The organism is Bradyrhizobium sp. AUGA SZCCT0169 (genome assembly GCF_018130085.1).
Taxonomy (GTDB): Bacteria; Pseudomonadota; Alphaproteobacteria; order Rhizobiales; family Xanthobacteraceae; genus Bradyrhizobium.
The window spans coordinates 251,542-265,373 of the sequence record NZ_JAFCMC010000004.1; the positions used below are offsets into that span (position 1 = coordinate 251,542).

The window sequence follows — 13,832 nt, forward strand, 5'->3', positions numbered from 1 at the left end:
TGGTTTGCGTGGATGATCGTGCGCAGGACGTCTCCCTCGCCCCGCTCTTGCGGGGGAGAGGGTTGGGGTGAGGGGCTCTCTCCTCCAGCTCGACCTATCGATGGACCGGTACCCCCTCACCCGGATTGCTTCGCAATCCGACCTCTCCCCGCAAGCGGACCGCAAGCGGGGCGAGGTAAGCTGAACGCCGACACCGATTTAAAGTCACTGGTTCACAGCGCGAGACCCCACATGAAAATCCCCACCCTGCCCTTCACCGTAACCGACTGGAGCAAGGTCGAGCCGACGACGCACAAGGGCGAGACCGGTCAGGCGACGTGGCGGACGCTCAACATCGGCGACTTGCGGGTGCGGATGGTCGAGTACACGCCGGGCTACCTCGCCGACCACTGGTGCGACCGCGGGCATGTGCTCTATGTGCTGGAGGGCGAGCTCGATAGCGAGCTGCGGGATGGACGGAAGTTCAAGCTGACGGCGGGGATGAGTTACCAGGTGTCGGATTTCGGCGATGCGGCGCATAGGTCGTCGACGACGACGGGGGTGAAGCTGTTTATTGTGGATTGAGGCTTCGTAGGGTGGGTTAGGCGAAGCCGTAACCCACCGCCGACACGAAGAACGAAAGATGGTGGGTTACGCTGCGCTAACCCACCCTACGCAGAACCGACACAAAAAACCCGTCCGTTCCTGTCCGCCGCGGCGTCATCAGCCAGCCCTCCGGCGACTGCAGCGCGGCCTTGGCAAAATCCTCCGCCTTGTCCCACAGCACGCTCGCCGTCTGCTCCGGCGGTACCACCGCAAACTCCGGATGGCGCGCGACAAAACTGCGAACTTGCGCGCCGTTCTCCGGCGGCAGCACGGAACAGGTGATGTAGGCGATCCGGCCGCCCGGCTTTACCAGAGCGGATGCGCGATCAAGCACTTCGGCCTGGTCCTTCAAGCGCACGTCGAGCGCGCCGGGGCGCATGCGCCATTTGGCGTCGGGGTTGCGGCGCCAGGTGCCGGTGCCGGTGCAGGGCGCGTCTATCACGACCAGATCGGCTGAGGCATGGATGTCGGCCAACGGGTCGGCGTCGCCCTTCGGGGTGCGGACATCGGCGTTGTGGATGCCGGCGCGCGACAGCCGCTCGTGGATCGGCGCGAGCTGGCGCTTGTCGTGGTCGGTGGCAATCAGCCGGCCCTTGCCCTGCATCATTGCCGCTAACGCAAGCGTCTTGCCGCCGGCGCCGGCGCAGAGGTCGATCACCTGCTCGCCGGGTTTTGCCGCCGACAGCAACGCCGCCAGCTGCGAGCCTTCATCCTGCACTTCAACGGCGCCCTTGATAAAGTCCTCCTCGGCATGGATGCCGGGGTTGCGGGCGTCGGCGCCGAGTTCGATGCGCAGGCCGATCGCGGACCATGGCGTCGGCTGCGCGCCGAGATGAGAAAGCCGCGGCAACATCTTCTCGCGGCTCGCTTTTAGGGTGTTAATGCGAAGGTCGAGCGGCGCCCGGCTCGCCATCGCGGTGGCCTCCGCGACGCGGTCGTCGCCGAACACATCAGCCAGATGCGCATCCAGCCATTCCGGGTAATCGCCGGCGATGTGCGGCGGCGCGCCGTCGAGGGAGCGTGAGGTCAGCGCTGTTCGTTCGCCGTCGCTGAGCGGTTCCGGGGCGAAGCGGCCACCGTCGCAGAGGGCCGAAATGGCGTCCGCGTCGAGCTTGCGCTCGAGCCGGAGCATGCCGAGCATGCGGGCCCGCGACGTGTCGGCCTCCATCAGCCAGGCGCTCGAGGCGCGGCGGCGCAGTACGTCCCAGATCAGGCCCGAGATCGCCGCGCGGTCGCCGGAACCCGCATAACGGTGCGCGGTGCCCCACTCCTTCAGCGCCTTGGCGGCGGGAACACGCTGGGCGTCGATGGTGTCGATCAGTTCGATGGCTGCGGACAGCCGGGCGGCGGGGGTCATTCAAAGCTTTCGGTTCGAGACAGGCGCTGGGCTCAAATCAGGAGCAGCATCTTCAGCGCGAAGTAGATCCACATCGCCAGCAGCACAAGGACGCCGGCGAACCAGGCCAGCGAGCGGGTCCGGACGTCGTTCGACGTGACAAAGATCCCGGCATGGGCAAAGCGGGTCACCACGAACACCCAGGACATCAGCAGGATGAAGAAATCGGCCTTGCGCAGCGGCAGCGCCAGCGCGATCAGGATGTAGAACAGGACCGGGATTTCGAACTGGTTGCTGTAACAATTGCCGATCTGGGTGGCCTTTTCGGGCCAGTTCGGCTGCCGCAGCGCGATGTCCTTCAGGGTGGTTTCCCTCGCTTTCAGGGCACTGGTCCGCGCCGTGGCCATCCACAGCAGCAGCGCAAAGGTGAGCCCGACCTGGGCAAAGACAGGCAGCAAAACCAGTTGAATCGACATCAGGACACCCATGGGAATCTCCCCGGAGGCATTTGCCTCCGCTGCACCAATAGCGGGGGTGCCGCCGCCTGACAAATCGCCGTTTGGGCTGAACCGCAATCGGCCCCCGCGTGACCAATTGCTGGAGCGCTCAGGTCATTCCGGTCCTGATGGCTCCGCCCTTCGAGATGGCGCCATGAACATCACCTCACCGCTTCTAACCGGCGCGGCCCGCGTGGCCGAAGCGCCCGGCGATTCCGTGACCTCCCTGCTCAAAATGGTCGGCGCCGGAACCGGCTGGTTCGACGACAGCGTCGATGGCGGGCTTGGCATTGTGATGTCGACGCTGGCGGGTGTCGCCGCCGCGCTGGCGGTGGCGATCGTGCTGTCGGTCTATTTCCGCAGCGGCACCCGCGGCCCGCGCGACCTTCTCAAGCACGGCCTCGCCGCGGTTGTCGTGATCGCCCTCGTCGCCTTCGTGGTCTATGACGTCCGGCATGCCGCGCTGGCCTATCTCGGAATCAATCCGGCAAAACCCGCCGTGGAATTCGAAATCCGGCTGCCAAAGGCGGCGCTGACCGCAATTGCCGATACCCAGGTGGAACTGCTGACCGACCGGAACCAGAAGCTGGCCAAGGTGCAGGATGCGCTGGCCTCGACACCGGACGGCCGCAGCGTGCTCAAGGGAACCGTGACCCTCGACTACCGCACCACCGATCGCATGGTGGTGCTCAATCTGCCCGGGCGAGCGCAGACCCAGTTCAAGCTGCGGCTGCCGGCCAGCCCGACGCATTCCGACAAGTTCGGGCCGTGGCATCTGGCCGACGGCATCACGCTTGCGAAGGGCAACACGGTGACACCAGAGACGCATAACGCTTTTGCGATCCGCTACCGCGTGCTGTGAGCCGATACTCCTTCCTTCTCCCCTTGTGGGAGAAGGTGGCGCGAAGCGCCGGATGAGGAGTCTCTATCCTCATCGCAACTCGTGCAGTGAGGATAGAACCACTCACCCGTCTTCGCTTCGCGAAGCCACCCTCTCCCACAAGGGGAGAGGGAAGGAAGATCCGGTCTTCTCGATTCAAACATCTTTTCAAGCAATCCTTCAAACAACCTTGCGCGCGCGGTTTATTGTGCGGGCGATCACGACTCACATTTCATCATTCCGTCGCCGACAAATCTATAATCGGCGACGAAAGGATTTTCACATGAGCTCATTCCGCCTGACCCAGATTTCCGACACCCACCTCGCCCGCCGCCTCGCAAAGCTCACCGACAATTTTCATCGCGTAGCGGAACATATCGACGCGACCCGGCCCGATCTCGTCGTCAACAGCGGCGACGTCGCCTTCGACGGGCCGACCAGCCGCGCCGATCTCGAATTCGCCAAAAGCCTGCACGCCGAACTTCCGGTGGCCTGCCGCTACCTGCCCGGCAATCACGACATCGGCGACAATCCGACCGCGGTTGGACCGGTGCCATCGCATCCCGCGAGCGAACAGCACCTGCAAAACTTTCGCGCCGTGATCGGCGAGGACCGCTGGCGCTTCAACGAAGCCGGCTGGTGTTTTGTCGGGTTGAACTCGCTGATCATGAACACCGGAATTGCCAGCGAGGCCGAGCAGTTCGACTGGCTTGCGTCAGAACTGTCACGCACCGGCGGCAAGCCGGTCGCGCTGTTCCTGCACAAGCCGCTCTATCTCGACGCGCCCGACGATCCCGAACTGGAATCATCGGCGATCCGCTACGTGCCGCAGCCGGCGCGGGCGCGGCTGATCGAGATGTTCGGCGCGGTCGATCTGCGTTTAGTGGCCTCCGGCCATGTCCACCAGCGCCGCGATTTCACCTATGGCCGCGTCCGCCATGTCTGGTCGCCGTCTGTGGGCTTCATCATTCCTGATCGCATGCAGGAAGTGATCGCGATCAAGGAAACCGGGCTGGTGGAATACCGCTTTGCGCCCGACAGTTTTGAAGTCCGCCACGTGCGTGCGCCGGGCCAGGTCGATGTCGACCTGGATGAGTTGCTTTATCCGGATCGGAAAACGGAGAGCGCTTAAGCCTTGTCCGGCCCGACGCGCACCAGCTGTTTGCCGAAATTGGCGCCCTTCAGCAGGCCCATGAACGCGGCGGGCGCGCTGTCGAGGCCTTCGGTGACGAACTCCTTGTGCTTGATCTTGCCTTCGCGGAACCACCCCGACATGTCGCGCAGAAAGTCGCCGTGGCGCGACGCAAAATCGCTGACGATGAAGCCGCGGATGGTGAGGCGCTTGGTCAGCACCGCGCGCATCAACTTGCCGCCCCATTTCGGCGATGTCTCGCCGAAATTATTGTATTCCGCGATCAAACCGCAGACCGGCATACGCGCGAACGCGTTGAGCTGCGGAAACACCGCATCGAACACCGCGCCGCCGACGTTTTCAAAATAGACGTCGATGCCCTTCGGGCAGGCGTCCTTCAGTTTTGCAGCCAGATCCGGATCGCGGTGATCGAGGCAATCGTCGAAGCCGAGCTCTTTTTTGACGTACTCGCATTTGTCCTTGCCGCCGGCGATGCCGATCGCCCGCGCGCCCTTGATCCTGGCGATCTGGCCGACGGCCGAACCGACAGCGCCGGAGGCCGCGGCCACCACCACGGTCTCGCCCGGCTGCGGCTTGCCGATATCGAGCAGGCCGGTATAGGCGGTCATGCCGGGCATGCCGAGCACACCGACCGCGGTCGAGATCGGCGCGAGCTTCGGATCGATCTTAGCGAGTCCCTTGCCGTCCGAGATCGCATGCGTCTGCCAGCCGGCGCGCGACAGCACGATGTCGCCTTTCGCAAAACCGGGATTGTTCGAGGCTATCACCTCGCTGACGGTGCCGCCTTCCATCACGCCGTCGATCGGCACCGGCGCCGCATAGGACGGGCCGTCGCTCATCCGTCCGCGCATATAGGGATCCAGCGACAGCCAGATGGTGCGCAGCAGGACCTGGCCCTCGCCAGGCGTCGGCGCAGTATATTCCTCAAGGCGGAAGTCTGATGGCTTCGGTTCGCCCACGGGACGGGACGCGAGAACGATGCGTTTTGCGGATTGGGACATGGTTGGTTCCTCCGATTGTTATTTGTCGTCATCGCGAGCGTAGCGACTTGTCCGCCGAAGCTCAACGAGCGAAGGCGGAAGCAATCCATTCTTGCCAAAGACAAATGCTTCGCGGAGCCTGTCATCGGGCGCGCATGCGCGCGACCCGTTGGCTCGCAATGACGGTCAGTCAGGTCGCGATTTTTGCCAGCGCGGCCTCAAACGCCGCAGCAGCGCTTGGCAAATCGGGGAACGCCAGACCGCTGTCAGCGGTCTGCTTCTGGGCTTCCGTCGCGGTGGGACGCACCTCCGCGATCGGCTTGCCGCCATCGAGCAGCGCCAGCGGCGCGATCACGTGAAATTCATGGGTTTCGACCGGCGCATCCTTCAGCAGAAAGACGCTGAGCGAGACGATGTCGGTACCACGCCGATAGGAAATGTAGCGGTCGACCGCCACCGAACCGTCGCGCTGCATGCCGCCGAGTTTTGCAAAACCCTTGGAGTCGAGCAGCTTGTGGGCCTTGAAGCCCTTGACGCCAACCGACTTCGCTTTCGCGGTCTCTTCCGACAGATCGAATTTGGCGGCCATCGCCTTGCCGATTTGGGCGAGCTGCTCCGACATCGCGTGCTCGAACTCTTTTGCCTCGGTGCGCGGCTTTGATGCCTTGCCTGGCCTGGCGGCATTGCGCTTTTGCAGCTCGGCGTTGCACCGCGCGATGATGTCAGCGGCGGCTTTCCGCTCGGCGTTGACGAGCAGATTCTTCAAATCCTGATTAGAAAGCGCGGCAATCCTGTCGTCCGACCAATCGACCATAATCAACTTCTTTCAATGGCAAGGCAGCGTCATTCCGCGGCGCGTCGAAGACGCGAACTACGATGTGCAATTGCACATCTGCGGTCTGGTCCTTCGGACCATCCCGGAATGACGGCCTAAATTACACTCCGCCCGGATAGTTCGGGCTTTCGCGGGTGATGGTGACGTCGTGGACGTGGCTCTCGCGCAGTCCCGCGCCGGTGATGCGCACGAACTGCGCCTTCTCGTGGAATTCGGCGAGGTTGCGCGCGCCGACATAGCCCATTGCCGCGCGAAGACCGCCGGCAAGCTGGTGCATGACGTTGCCGACCGGGCCCTTATACGGCACCTGGCCCTCGATGCCCTCGGGCACCAGCTTGAGCGTGTCCTTGATGTCCTGCTGGAAGTAGCGGTCGGCCGAGCCGCGCGCCATCGCGCCGACCGAGCCCATGCCGCGATAAGCCTTGTAGGAACGGCCCTGCCACAAGAACACTTCGCCCGGGGTCTCGTCGGTGCCGGCCAGCAGCGAGCCGACCATGGCGATGTCGGCGCCGGCGGCGAGCGCCTTGGCCAGATCGCCGGAATATTTAATGCCGCCATCGGCGATCACGGGGATGTCGGATTTCTTGGCGGCTTCGACGGCATCCATGATCGCGGTCAGTTGCGGCACGCCGACACCGGCGACGATTCGCGTGGTGCAGATCGAGCCCGGCCCGATGCCGACCTTGATCGCGTCGGCACCGGCATCGATCAGCGCCTGCGCGCCTTCCTGGGTGGCGATATTGCCGGCGATGACCTGTACGGCGTTAGAAAGCCGCTTGATGCGATTGACGGCTTCCAGCACCCGCGAGGAGTGGCCGTGCGCGGTGTCCACCACGATGAGGTCGACACCGGCGTCGATCAATAGCTCGGTGCGCTCAAAGCCGCCCTCGCCGACCGTGGTCGCCGCCGCGACCCGAAGCCGCCCCTGCGCGTCCTTGCAGGCGAGCGGATGCGCGACCGCCTTTTCCATGTCTTTGACGGTAATCAGGCCGACGCAGCGATATTGCTCGTCGACCACCAACAGCTTTTCGATGCGATGCTTGTGCAGCATGCGCTTCGCCTCGTCCTGGCTGACGCCTTCGCGCACCGTGACGAGGCCTTCATGCGTCATCAGCTCGGAGATTTTTTGCTTCGGGTCGGTGGCAAAACGCACGTCGCGGTTGGTGAGGATGCCGACCAGCTTGCCCGGAACGCCCTTGGAAGCACCGGTGACCACGGGAATGCCGGAGAAGCCGTGATCGTTCATCAACGTCAGCGCGTCCGACAGCATGGCGTCGGGGCCGATGGTCAGCGGATTGACCACCATACCGGATTCGTACTTCTTGACCTGCCGCACCTGGGCGGCCTGGCCTTCGGGATCGAAATTGCGGTGAATGACGCCGACGCCGCCGGCCTGCGCCATCGCGATCGCCATCCGCGCTTCGGTGACCGTATCCATCGCGGACGCAATGATCGGGATGTTGAGCGGGATCGCGCGGGTCACGCGGGAGCGGATATCCGCCTCCGAGGGCAGGATGTCGGAAAGACCGGGTTTGAGCAGCACGTCGTCGAACGTGTAGGCTTCGCGGATAGCCTGAAGTCCCTGCGCCATTTGCCAACTCCTTTCGGCGGCCTCCGCCGCGATATTATTTGGGATGAACGTCGCCTTCGGCTGCGCGAGCGGCGCTGCCGTCGAATCGAAGCCCATCGGTGGGGTTGACGGTGGTCGATAGCATGGCGGACGGCCGAATCAAAGCGTTTGGCCGCTTTGCACAGGCTTTTCCCGAAAAGCCCCGTCGTTAAGGACTTTAACGTTGATATCCGGGCGGCGGGCCATGCTGGCGGATCGCCTCCACCACCTCCCGGTGCCGGCGGTCCTTCCGCTTCATGTGAACCATGACAAGCGCATGCGCCGACGGCACCAGCAGCAGGACGTGGAAAAACAGGCCAAAAACCAGGCAAAACACCAGCAGAACGAGGTTGAAGATCGCCGAAAACGGCTGTCCGTTCAGGAGCAGCCCAAGCGGCGGCAACAGCGCGGCAAGCAGGTAGATCATCGTCAGGTCTCCGGTGGCGCCAGTTGGCGGCGTCACGCAGGATTTAGGTGGTATGCGCGGTTCCGCAATGGCCAGGGTCCCTACCCAGGAATCGTCTGATCTCATTCGATCAGGAGGTCGACTGGCACGCCGAGCGCCCGGGCGAACTTCTTCTGCAGTTCGGCCGGGCCTTTTCGTCGACCAGTTTCAATCTCGGACAGGTAGTTCTGGCTAATTCCGACCGCCACCGCCAATTCGCCTTGAATCATGTCACGCCATTCGCGGATAACGCGCACCGCGTTGTCTCCTTTTGCGAGACGATCAGCCACGGCTTTCGGCAGAACGACTTCACGGCCTTCCTTGAGACTACGCGTGGAATTGCGGACGATCCGGCTCGCGGCAGCATCTTCCTGTGCCTCGGCGGCGAGAGCTACCAACTGATCATATTCATTGCGCGGCAGCACGGCGAGATCATCACCACCGGGCGTGCGGATGAATTGGACAGCGCTTTTTGCGGTACCGGTTTTTGCCATCGGGTTCTCTCAGTCATAAATATCGCGGCGGTGTCCGACCGCGTGAATTGTGATGGTGTTGGCGCTGACCGTGAACACGACGCGCCAATCACCAGAGCGCAACCGCATTCCAGCGACGCCCTTGAGCGCTTTCACATCTCCGACGCCGGTTTCCGCGAACGCCTTCAATTTGAGATCGATCTGCGTGCGCGTCGTCGCGGTAAGTTTCCGCCATTGGCGGACGGCGGCCGAGGTAAACTCGATCTCTTTCACGAGCTAAAAATCGCACAATGCGATGGAAAAATCAAGCTCTCAATCGCATAATGCGATATCTTGGATCACACAAGGTTTAGGTGGTATGCGCGGTTCCGCAATGGCTTGCCCGGGAGCAGGGTGATACAGCCCAAAGCGCCCCACCCGCTCCCCGCACCCTGATTCCCGATGAACAAACAGCGCATCATCCCGCTCATCGTGGCCACCGCCCTGTTCATGGAGAACATGGACGCGACCGTCATTGCGACGTCGCTGCCGGCGATCGCGGCCGACATCGGCACCAGCCCGCTGACGCTGAAACTGGCGATCACGTCCTACCTGCTCTCGCTCGCGGTGTTCATTCCCGCCAGCGGCTGGACCGCCGACCGCTTCGGCGCGCGGATGGTGTTCGCGATCGCGATCGGGGTGTTCATGCTGGGATCGATCGGCTGCGCATTGTCGCAGAACGTGACCCATTTCGTGATCGCGCGCATCCTGCAAGGCCTCGGCGGGGCGATGATGACGCCGGTCGGGCGACTGGTGCTGCTGCGCTCGATCGACAAGAGCGGGCTGGTGCAGGCGATGACCTGGGTGACGGTGCCGGCGCTGATCGGCCCGGTGATCGGGCCGCCGCTCGGCGGCTTCATCACCACCTATTTCTCCTGGCACTGGATCTTCCTGATCAACATCCCGATCGGGTTGCTCGGGATCTTCCTCGCGATGAAATATATCGATCCGATCCGCAGCGAAGATCCGGAGCGCTTCGATCTCTACGGGCTGGTGCTGGCGGGCATTGGCCTTGCCGGCATCGCTTTCGGTCTGTCCGTTGCCGGCCTCAACCTGCTGCCCTGGACGGTCGTCGGCGGCCTCATTGCCGTCGGATCGATCTCGATGACTCTTTACGTGGTGCATGCGCGGAAGACGAAATCGCCGGTGCTGGATTTTTCCATGCTGCGCCTGCAGACCCTGCGCGCCAGCATCTATGGCGGCTTCCTGTTCCGGCTCGGGATCGGCGCGCTGCCGTTCCTGCTGCCGCTGCTGATGCAGGAAGGTTTCGGGCTGACGCCGTTCCAGTCCGGCCTCGTGACGTTCTCCTCCGCGGTCGGCGCCATGGGCATGAAGACGCTGGCCGCGCGCATCATCCGCACCTTCGGCTTCCGCAACATGATGGCGGTCAACGCCATCATCAGCTCGGTGTTTCTCGCCGCCTGCGCCCTGTTCACGGTGTCGACGCCGCTGACGCTGATCTTCCTCATCCTCGTGGTCGGCGGCTTCTTCCGCTCGCTGCAATTCACCGCGATAAACACCGTCGCTTATGCAGAAGTCGAACCGGCGCAGATGAGCCGCGCCACCACGCTTGTGAGCGTCAACCAGCAGCTGGCGACCTCGGCCGGCGTCGCGGTCGGCGCGTTCTCGGTGGAATCGACCATGCTGTGGCACCACGCCACCGAACTGGATGCAACCATGTTCGGCCCGGCCTTCATCGTGGTCGCGATCATCTCGGCGGTGTCGGGCTGGTTCTTCTGGCAGATGCCCGATGACGCCGGCCACGAAATCTCGGGCCGCAAGGCGGTCGAGATTTCCAGCCGCAAGGGCGCGGAAAAGGCCGCGACCAGAGCCGCCAGCGAAGGCACCGAGGACGCGCGGGATCAGCGGCTGGGGTAGATCCGTCACACCCAGTTGATCCCGGCACCGGAAACATATCCGGGCGCAACCGTTTTCCTTTCGTACCTGGAAAGGAAAGACATCATGAAACTCGGAACTATCGGATTGGCCGCAGCACTGACATTTGCGAGCACACTGGCTATCGCACAGACCGGAACCGGCTCCGGCGGTGGCAGCACGGCGACCGGCGGATCGACCACAAGCGGCACCACTACGGGACCCTCGGTCAACAGCACGACGACAGGCAGTTCCACCACCGGCTTGAGCAACGATGCCGGCAGCGCCGCCGCCGGCGCGAACAGCACGCGGAATCCATCAGGAAATCCCGCTATCAATACCTCCCCCAGCGGATCGCCGGCGCTTCCTAAGGGCGGACGGTAGTTACGGCACCGCAACGACGGAATACGGAAAGCCGCCTCATGGCGGCTTTCTTTTTGCCCGGGGGTGCGTTGGCGCTCTCATTTTGAAATCGCGATGGCCCGGTTTGCTGTGTGACGTCGGTCACGGCAAGGAACCGGCCCATGCCGTATCCCTGTGATCACGGATGGCGGGAATGGTCTCGCTCAAGGACACACGGGAGACGACAATGGTGAACTCTAGGAATTCAGATCAGTCGGTTCGTCTGCTCGACGATGCCGCACTGGAAGCGGTGGCAGGCGGGGTCAAGGATGGCTGCATTCCGGGGCGCCCGCTGCCCAAGCCCCCGATTAATCCGGACGGCGGCTGGACGTTCAAGGACGTCTTCGCGCGCTGGACCATCGGCTAACGATCAATCCCAAACCAACAGGAGACTGACATGAACAAGAATGAACTGAGCCTCGATGAACTGAACAAGGTTGCCGGCGGCGCAATCAAGCAGACCGGGCCGCGGCTTCCGACCGGGACCGGCCCGACCTTCCCGACCGACCCGTTTCCGTTCCCGATTCCGTTTATTCCGCTTGGTCCGTTCCGTTTCTGATCATTTGCAAAATCAGACCGGCAAGAGGCCGCCCAGTCGGGCGGCCTCTTTTTTCGTCATTGCCTGCGACAAACGCAAAGCGTTTGCGCACGGGAGCACTTGCGACGAAGCAATCCACCTGTCTGTTATGCCGCGCGATGGATTGCTTCGCTTCGCTCGCAATGACGGCGGAACGTATCGGCTACGACTTCGCTCCACCGCGAAAGCCCATCGCCAGCACGTAGCGCTCGGACGAGTCCTGGCGGCTCGAGGCCGGCTTGACGTGTTTGACGGTGGCAAAATCGCGCTTCAGCTGCGCCAGCAGTTCGCCTTCGGCGCCGCTCTGAAACACCTTTGCGACGAAGGTGCCGCCGGGATTGAGCACCTCGGTGGCGAACGCCGCCGCGGTTTCGACCAGCCCGATGATGCGGAGCTGATCGGTCTTGCGATGGCCCGTGGTGTTGGCGGCCATGTCGGACAGCACCACGTCGGCGCGGCCGCCCATCATCGCCAGCAGTTTTTCCGGCGCATCGTGGCTAAGAAAATCGAGCTGCGCAAAGGTGACGCCCGGCACTTCCGGCATTTCCAGCAGATCGATCGCGACCACCTTGCCTTTGCCGTTGGCCGCCCCGATGCGTTTGGCCGCGACCTGGCTCCAGCCGCCGGGGGCCGCGCCGAGATCGACCACCGAAATGCCTTGCTTGAGGAAGCGGTGCTTGTCATCGATCTCGATCAGCTTGTAGGCCGCGCGCGAGCGCCATCCGTCCTTTTTGGCCTGCGCCACATAGGGATCGTTGAGCTGCCGTTCCAGCCAGAGCTTCGATGACAGCTTGCGCTTGCCACCAGACTTGACCGTGACGTGCAACCGGCCGGTGGTGTCTTTCGCCATGTCGATATTCGCCTTGAGGAGCCGGATGTGATCTAGCACACGCTGCCGCGCCTTAGCACGACCTCGGTTTCTTGAGCATGATCTTTTCGGAAAACCGGTGCCCACTTTTCCGGATCATGCTCGCAGCGCGCCGTCCTCCCGCATCATTTCGACCAGCATGCCCTCGCGCAGGCCGCGGTCGGCGACGCGCAGCCGCGGCAGCGGGAACGCGTCGCGGATCGCGTCGAGAATGGCGCAACCGGCCAGCACCAGATCGGCGCGCTCGACGCTGATGCAATTGTTGTTGGCGCGCTCCTGATAGCTCATGCCGAGCAGCCGCTGGATCACCGAGGTGACGTCGGAATTGTTCATCCAGATGCCGTCGATGCGGCGCCGGTCGTAGCGCTGCAGATTGAGAAACACGCCGGCCAGCGTCGTCACGGTGCCCGACGTGCCGAGCAGATGCATGTCCCGCAGATCACCGCCATGCTCGGCCGCAAACGGCGCCACATATTGCGCGACCTCGGCGACCATCCGTGCATAGGATTCGGCCGTGACGTCCTTGCCACCGAAATGCTCGGCGATGGTGACGACGCCAAGCGGGATCGACATCCAGGCCTTGATCCGCGGGACGGCGTTTTCTTCCCCTGGATCGCGCTCGATCCGGACCAGTTCGGTCGATCCGCCGCCGATATCGAACAGGATGGCACCCCGTCCCTTGGGATCGAGCAGTGGCGAGCAGCCGATCACCGCGAGCGTCGCCTCGGTCTCGCGATCGATCACCTCGAGCCGGATGCCGGTGTCTTTTGCCACCCTCTCGCGAAAACTCTCGGCATTGGCGGCGGCGCGGCAGGCTTCGGTTGCGATCAGCCGCAGGCGCCGGGCCTTGCGGTAGCGGATCTTGTCGCTGCAGATACTCAAGGCCGCAATCGCACGATCGATCGCCGCCTCGCTGATGGAACCGGTCGAGGAGATGCCCTCGCCCAGCCGGATGATCCGCGAGAACGAATCGACCACACGGAAGCCGTCGCCGGCCGGACAGGCGATCAGGAGCCGGCAGTTGTTGGTGCCAAGGTCGAGCGCGGCGTAGACGCCGCTTTCCGCCCCTGCCACAGCAGACCCTGACGGGCTTGCGCGGGCCGCAAGGCCATCGGCAAGCCGCGTATCCTCGTTCATCAAAACTGTCTTTCCGCGGCATTTGCTGCCGCCGAAGAATGAGGGTTCACGGAAACTTTAGCAGCGCCAAGGACCTACGCAACATCCCATCACATAGGACCATGCCCAAACAGGCGTTGTCGCTGGGGGATCGGTGCGTTA

17 protein-coding genes are annotated in these 13,832 nt (G+C 63.4%); 6 read left to right on the forward strand and 11 right to left on the reverse strand.

The window, feature by feature from the left end:
- The first annotated feature begins 231 nt into the window (after nucleotides 1-231).
- Entirely contained in the window at nucleotides 232-564 is a 333-nt protein-coding gene (locus JQ609_RS06865; RefSeq protein WP_212272630.1) for a DHCW motif cupin fold protein, read from the forward strand.
- Nucleotides 565-640: 76 nt separating this feature from the next.
- Here JQ609_RS06865 and JQ609_RS06870 read toward each other — a convergent pair whose 3' ends face one another.
- Both JQ609_RS06870 and JQ609_RS06875 read right to left on the reverse strand, forming a co-directional pair.
- Nucleotides 641-1,942, reverse strand: coding sequence for an RsmB/NOP family class I SAM-dependent RNA methyltransferase (locus JQ609_RS06870; RefSeq protein WP_212272632.1), 1,302 nt, complete (start codon nucleotides 1,940-1,942; stop codon nucleotides 641-643).
- Nucleotides 1,943-1,974: 32 nt separating this feature from the next.
- Nucleotides 1,975-2,397 carry an MAPEG family protein gene (locus JQ609_RS06875; RefSeq protein WP_212208028.1) on the reverse strand — a complete coding sequence of 141 codons (423 nt, stop codon included), beginning with the start codon at nucleotides 2,395-2,397 and terminating at the stop codon, nucleotides 1,975-1,977.
- A 175-nt stretch (nucleotides 2,398-2,572) separates the two neighbouring features.
- Between JQ609_RS06875 and JQ609_RS06880 the strand changes: the two genes are divergently transcribed.
- On the forward strand, nucleotides 2,573-3,280 hold the full coding sequence (locus tag JQ609_RS06880) for an acriflavin resistance protein (protein WP_312014811.1): 708 nt from the start codon (nucleotides 2,573-2,575) through the stop codon (nucleotides 3,278-3,280).
- A gap of 301 nt (nucleotides 3,281-3,581) precedes the next feature.
- On the forward strand, nucleotides 3,582-4,430 hold the full coding sequence (locus JQ609_RS06885) for a metallophosphoesterase (protein ID WP_212272634.1): 849 nt from the start codon (nucleotides 3,582-3,584) through the stop codon (nucleotides 4,428-4,430).
- On the opposite strand, the gene JQ609_RS06890 is transcribed toward JQ609_RS06885, so the two are convergent.
- The 6 genes from JQ609_RS06890 to JQ609_RS06915 all read right to left on the reverse strand — a co-directional run bounded on the left by JQ609_RS06890 (nucleotide 4,427) and on the right by JQ609_RS06915 (nucleotide 9,066).
- Entirely contained in the window at nucleotides 4,427-5,452 is a 1,026-nt protein-coding gene (locus JQ609_RS06890) for an NADP-dependent oxidoreductase (RefSeq protein ID WP_212272635.1), read from the reverse strand. The genes JQ609_RS06885 and JQ609_RS06890 overlap by 4 nt on opposite strands.
- Before the next feature lie 169 nt (nucleotides 5,453-5,621).
- On the reverse strand, nucleotides 5,622-6,245 hold the full coding sequence (locus JQ609_RS06895) for a hypothetical protein (RefSeq protein WP_212207885.1): 624 nt from the start codon (nucleotides 6,243-6,245) through the stop codon (nucleotides 5,622-5,624).
- A 121-nt stretch (nucleotides 6,246-6,366) separates the two neighbouring features.
- Nucleotides 6,367-7,857 carry an IMP dehydrogenase gene (gene guaB / locus JQ609_RS06900; RefSeq protein ID WP_212207884.1) on the reverse strand — a complete coding sequence of 497 codons (1,491 nt, stop codon included), beginning with the start codon at nucleotides 7,855-7,857 and terminating at the stop codon, nucleotides 6,367-6,369.
- Between the two features lie 196 nt (nucleotides 7,858-8,053).
- Nucleotides 8,054-8,302, reverse strand: coding sequence for a hypothetical protein (locus tag JQ609_RS06905; protein ID WP_212207883.1), 249 nt, complete (start codon nucleotides 8,300-8,302; stop codon nucleotides 8,054-8,056).
- Nucleotides 8,303-8,403: 101 nt separating this feature from the next.
- Nucleotides 8,404-8,814, reverse strand: a complete 411-nt coding sequence (locus JQ609_RS06910) for a helix-turn-helix transcriptional regulator (RefSeq protein ID WP_212272637.1) — start codon at nucleotides 8,812-8,814, stop codon at nucleotides 8,404-8,406.
- A gap of 9 nt (nucleotides 8,815-8,823) precedes the next feature.
- Nucleotides 8,824-9,066: a type II toxin-antitoxin system RelE/ParE family toxin gene (locus JQ609_RS06915; protein WP_212272639.1), complete on the reverse strand. Its 243-nt coding sequence runs from the start codon at nucleotides 9,064-9,066 to the stop codon at nucleotides 8,824-8,826.
- Nucleotides 9,067-9,234: 168 nt separating this feature from the next.
- Here JQ609_RS06915 and JQ609_RS06920 point away from each other — a divergent pair, with 168 nt between their 5' ends.
- Nucleotides 9,235-10,710 (forward strand): DHA2 family efflux MFS transporter permease subunit, encoded by a 1,476-nt coding sequence (locus JQ609_RS06920; protein ID WP_212272640.1) that lies wholly within the window; start codon nucleotides 9,235-9,237, stop codon nucleotides 10,708-10,710.
- Between the two features lie 5 nt (nucleotides 10,711-10,715).
- Here the strand turns inward: JQ609_RS06920 and JQ609_RS06925 are convergent, their stop codons facing one another.
- The gene (locus tag JQ609_RS06925) at nucleotides 10,716-11,015 is read right to left on the reverse strand and encodes a hypothetical protein (protein ID WP_212272642.1); all 300 of its coding nucleotides are present in this window, start codon (nucleotides 11,013-11,015) and stop codon (nucleotides 10,716-10,718) included.
- 248 nt (nucleotides 11,016-11,263) lie between these two features.
- Between JQ609_RS06925 and JQ609_RS06930 the strand changes: the two genes are divergently transcribed.
- Both JQ609_RS06930 and JQ609_RS06935 read left to right on the forward strand, forming a co-directional pair.
- Nucleotides 11,264-11,476 carry a hypothetical protein gene (locus tag JQ609_RS06930; protein WP_212272643.1) on the forward strand — a complete coding sequence of 71 codons (213 nt, stop codon included), beginning with the start codon at nucleotides 11,264-11,266 and terminating at the stop codon, nucleotides 11,474-11,476.
- 30 nt (nucleotides 11,477-11,506) lie between these two features.
- Nucleotides 11,507-11,668: a hypothetical protein gene (locus JQ609_RS06935; RefSeq protein ID WP_212207879.1), complete on the forward strand. Its 162-nt coding sequence runs from the start codon at nucleotides 11,507-11,509 to the stop codon at nucleotides 11,666-11,668.
- Nucleotides 11,669-11,849: 181 nt separating this feature from the next.
- Here JQ609_RS06935 and JQ609_RS06940 read toward each other — a convergent pair whose 3' ends face one another.
- Both JQ609_RS06940 and JQ609_RS06945 read right to left on the reverse strand, forming a co-directional pair.
- Nucleotides 11,850-12,536 carry an RlmE family RNA methyltransferase gene (locus JQ609_RS06940; protein ID WP_212207878.1) on the reverse strand — a complete coding sequence of 229 codons (687 nt, stop codon included), beginning with the start codon at nucleotides 12,534-12,536 and terminating at the stop codon, nucleotides 11,850-11,852.
- A gap of 114 nt (nucleotides 12,537-12,650) precedes the next feature.
- Nucleotides 12,651-13,691, reverse strand: coding sequence for a Ppx/GppA phosphatase family protein (locus tag JQ609_RS06945; RefSeq protein ID WP_212272646.1), 1,041 nt, complete (start codon nucleotides 13,689-13,691; stop codon nucleotides 12,651-12,653).
- Nucleotides 13,692-13,832 lie beyond the last annotated feature (141 nt).

Excerpts from the sequence above, each read along its gene's own strand:
- JQ609_RS06865 (WP_212272630.1), top strand. The coding sequence starts at position 232 with ATGAAAATCCCCACCCTGCCCTTCACCGTAACCGACTGGAGCAAGGTC.
- JQ609_RS06870 (WP_212272632.1), bottom strand. The coding sequence starts at position 1,942 with ATGACCCCCGCCGCCCGGCTGTCCGCAGCCATCGAACTGATCGACACC.
- JQ609_RS06875 (WP_212208028.1), bottom strand. The coding sequence starts at position 2,397 with ATGTCGATTCAACTGGTTTTGCTGCCTGTCTTTGCCCAGGTCGGGCTC.
- JQ609_RS06880 (WP_312014811.1), top strand. The coding sequence starts at position 2,573 with ATGAACATCACCTCACCGCTTCTAACCGGCGCGGCCCGCGTGGCCGAA.
- JQ609_RS06885 (WP_212272634.1), top strand. The coding sequence starts at position 3,582 with ATGAGCTCATTCCGCCTGACCCAGATTTCCGACACCCACCTCGCCCGC.
- JQ609_RS06890 (WP_212272635.1), bottom strand. The coding sequence starts at position 5,452 with ATGTCCCAATCCGCAAAACGCATCGTTCTCGCGTCCCGTCCCGTGGGC.
- JQ609_RS06895 (WP_212207885.1), bottom strand. The coding sequence starts at position 6,245 with ATGGTCGATTGGTCGGACGACAGGATTGCCGCGCTTTCTAATCAGGAT.
- guaB (WP_212207884.1), bottom strand. The coding sequence starts at position 7,857 with ATGGCGCAGGGACTTCAGGCTATCCGCGAAGCCTACACGTTCGACGAC.
- JQ609_RS06905 (WP_212207883.1), bottom strand. The coding sequence starts at position 8,302 with ATGATCTACCTGCTTGCCGCGCTGTTGCCGCCGCTTGGGCTGCTCCTG.
- JQ609_RS06910 (WP_212272637.1), bottom strand. The coding sequence starts at position 8,814 with ATGGCAAAAACCGGTACCGCAAAAAGCGCTGTCCAATTCATCCGCACG.
- JQ609_RS06920 (WP_212272640.1), top strand. The coding sequence starts at position 9,235 with ATGAACAAACAGCGCATCATCCCGCTCATCGTGGCCACCGCCCTGTTC.
- JQ609_RS06930 (WP_212272643.1), top strand. The coding sequence starts at position 11,264 with ATGGTCTCGCTCAAGGACACACGGGAGACGACAATGGTGAACTCTAGG.
- JQ609_RS06935 (WP_212207879.1), top strand. The coding sequence starts at position 11,507 with ATGAACAAGAATGAACTGAGCCTCGATGAACTGAACAAGGTTGCCGGC.
- JQ609_RS06940 (WP_212207878.1), bottom strand. The coding sequence starts at position 12,536 with ATGGCGAAAGACACCACCGGCCGGTTGCACGTCACGGTCAAGTCTGGT.
- JQ609_RS06945 (WP_212272646.1), bottom strand. The coding sequence starts at position 13,691 with ATGAACGAGGATACGCGGCTTGCCGATGGCCTTGCGGCCCGCGCAAGC.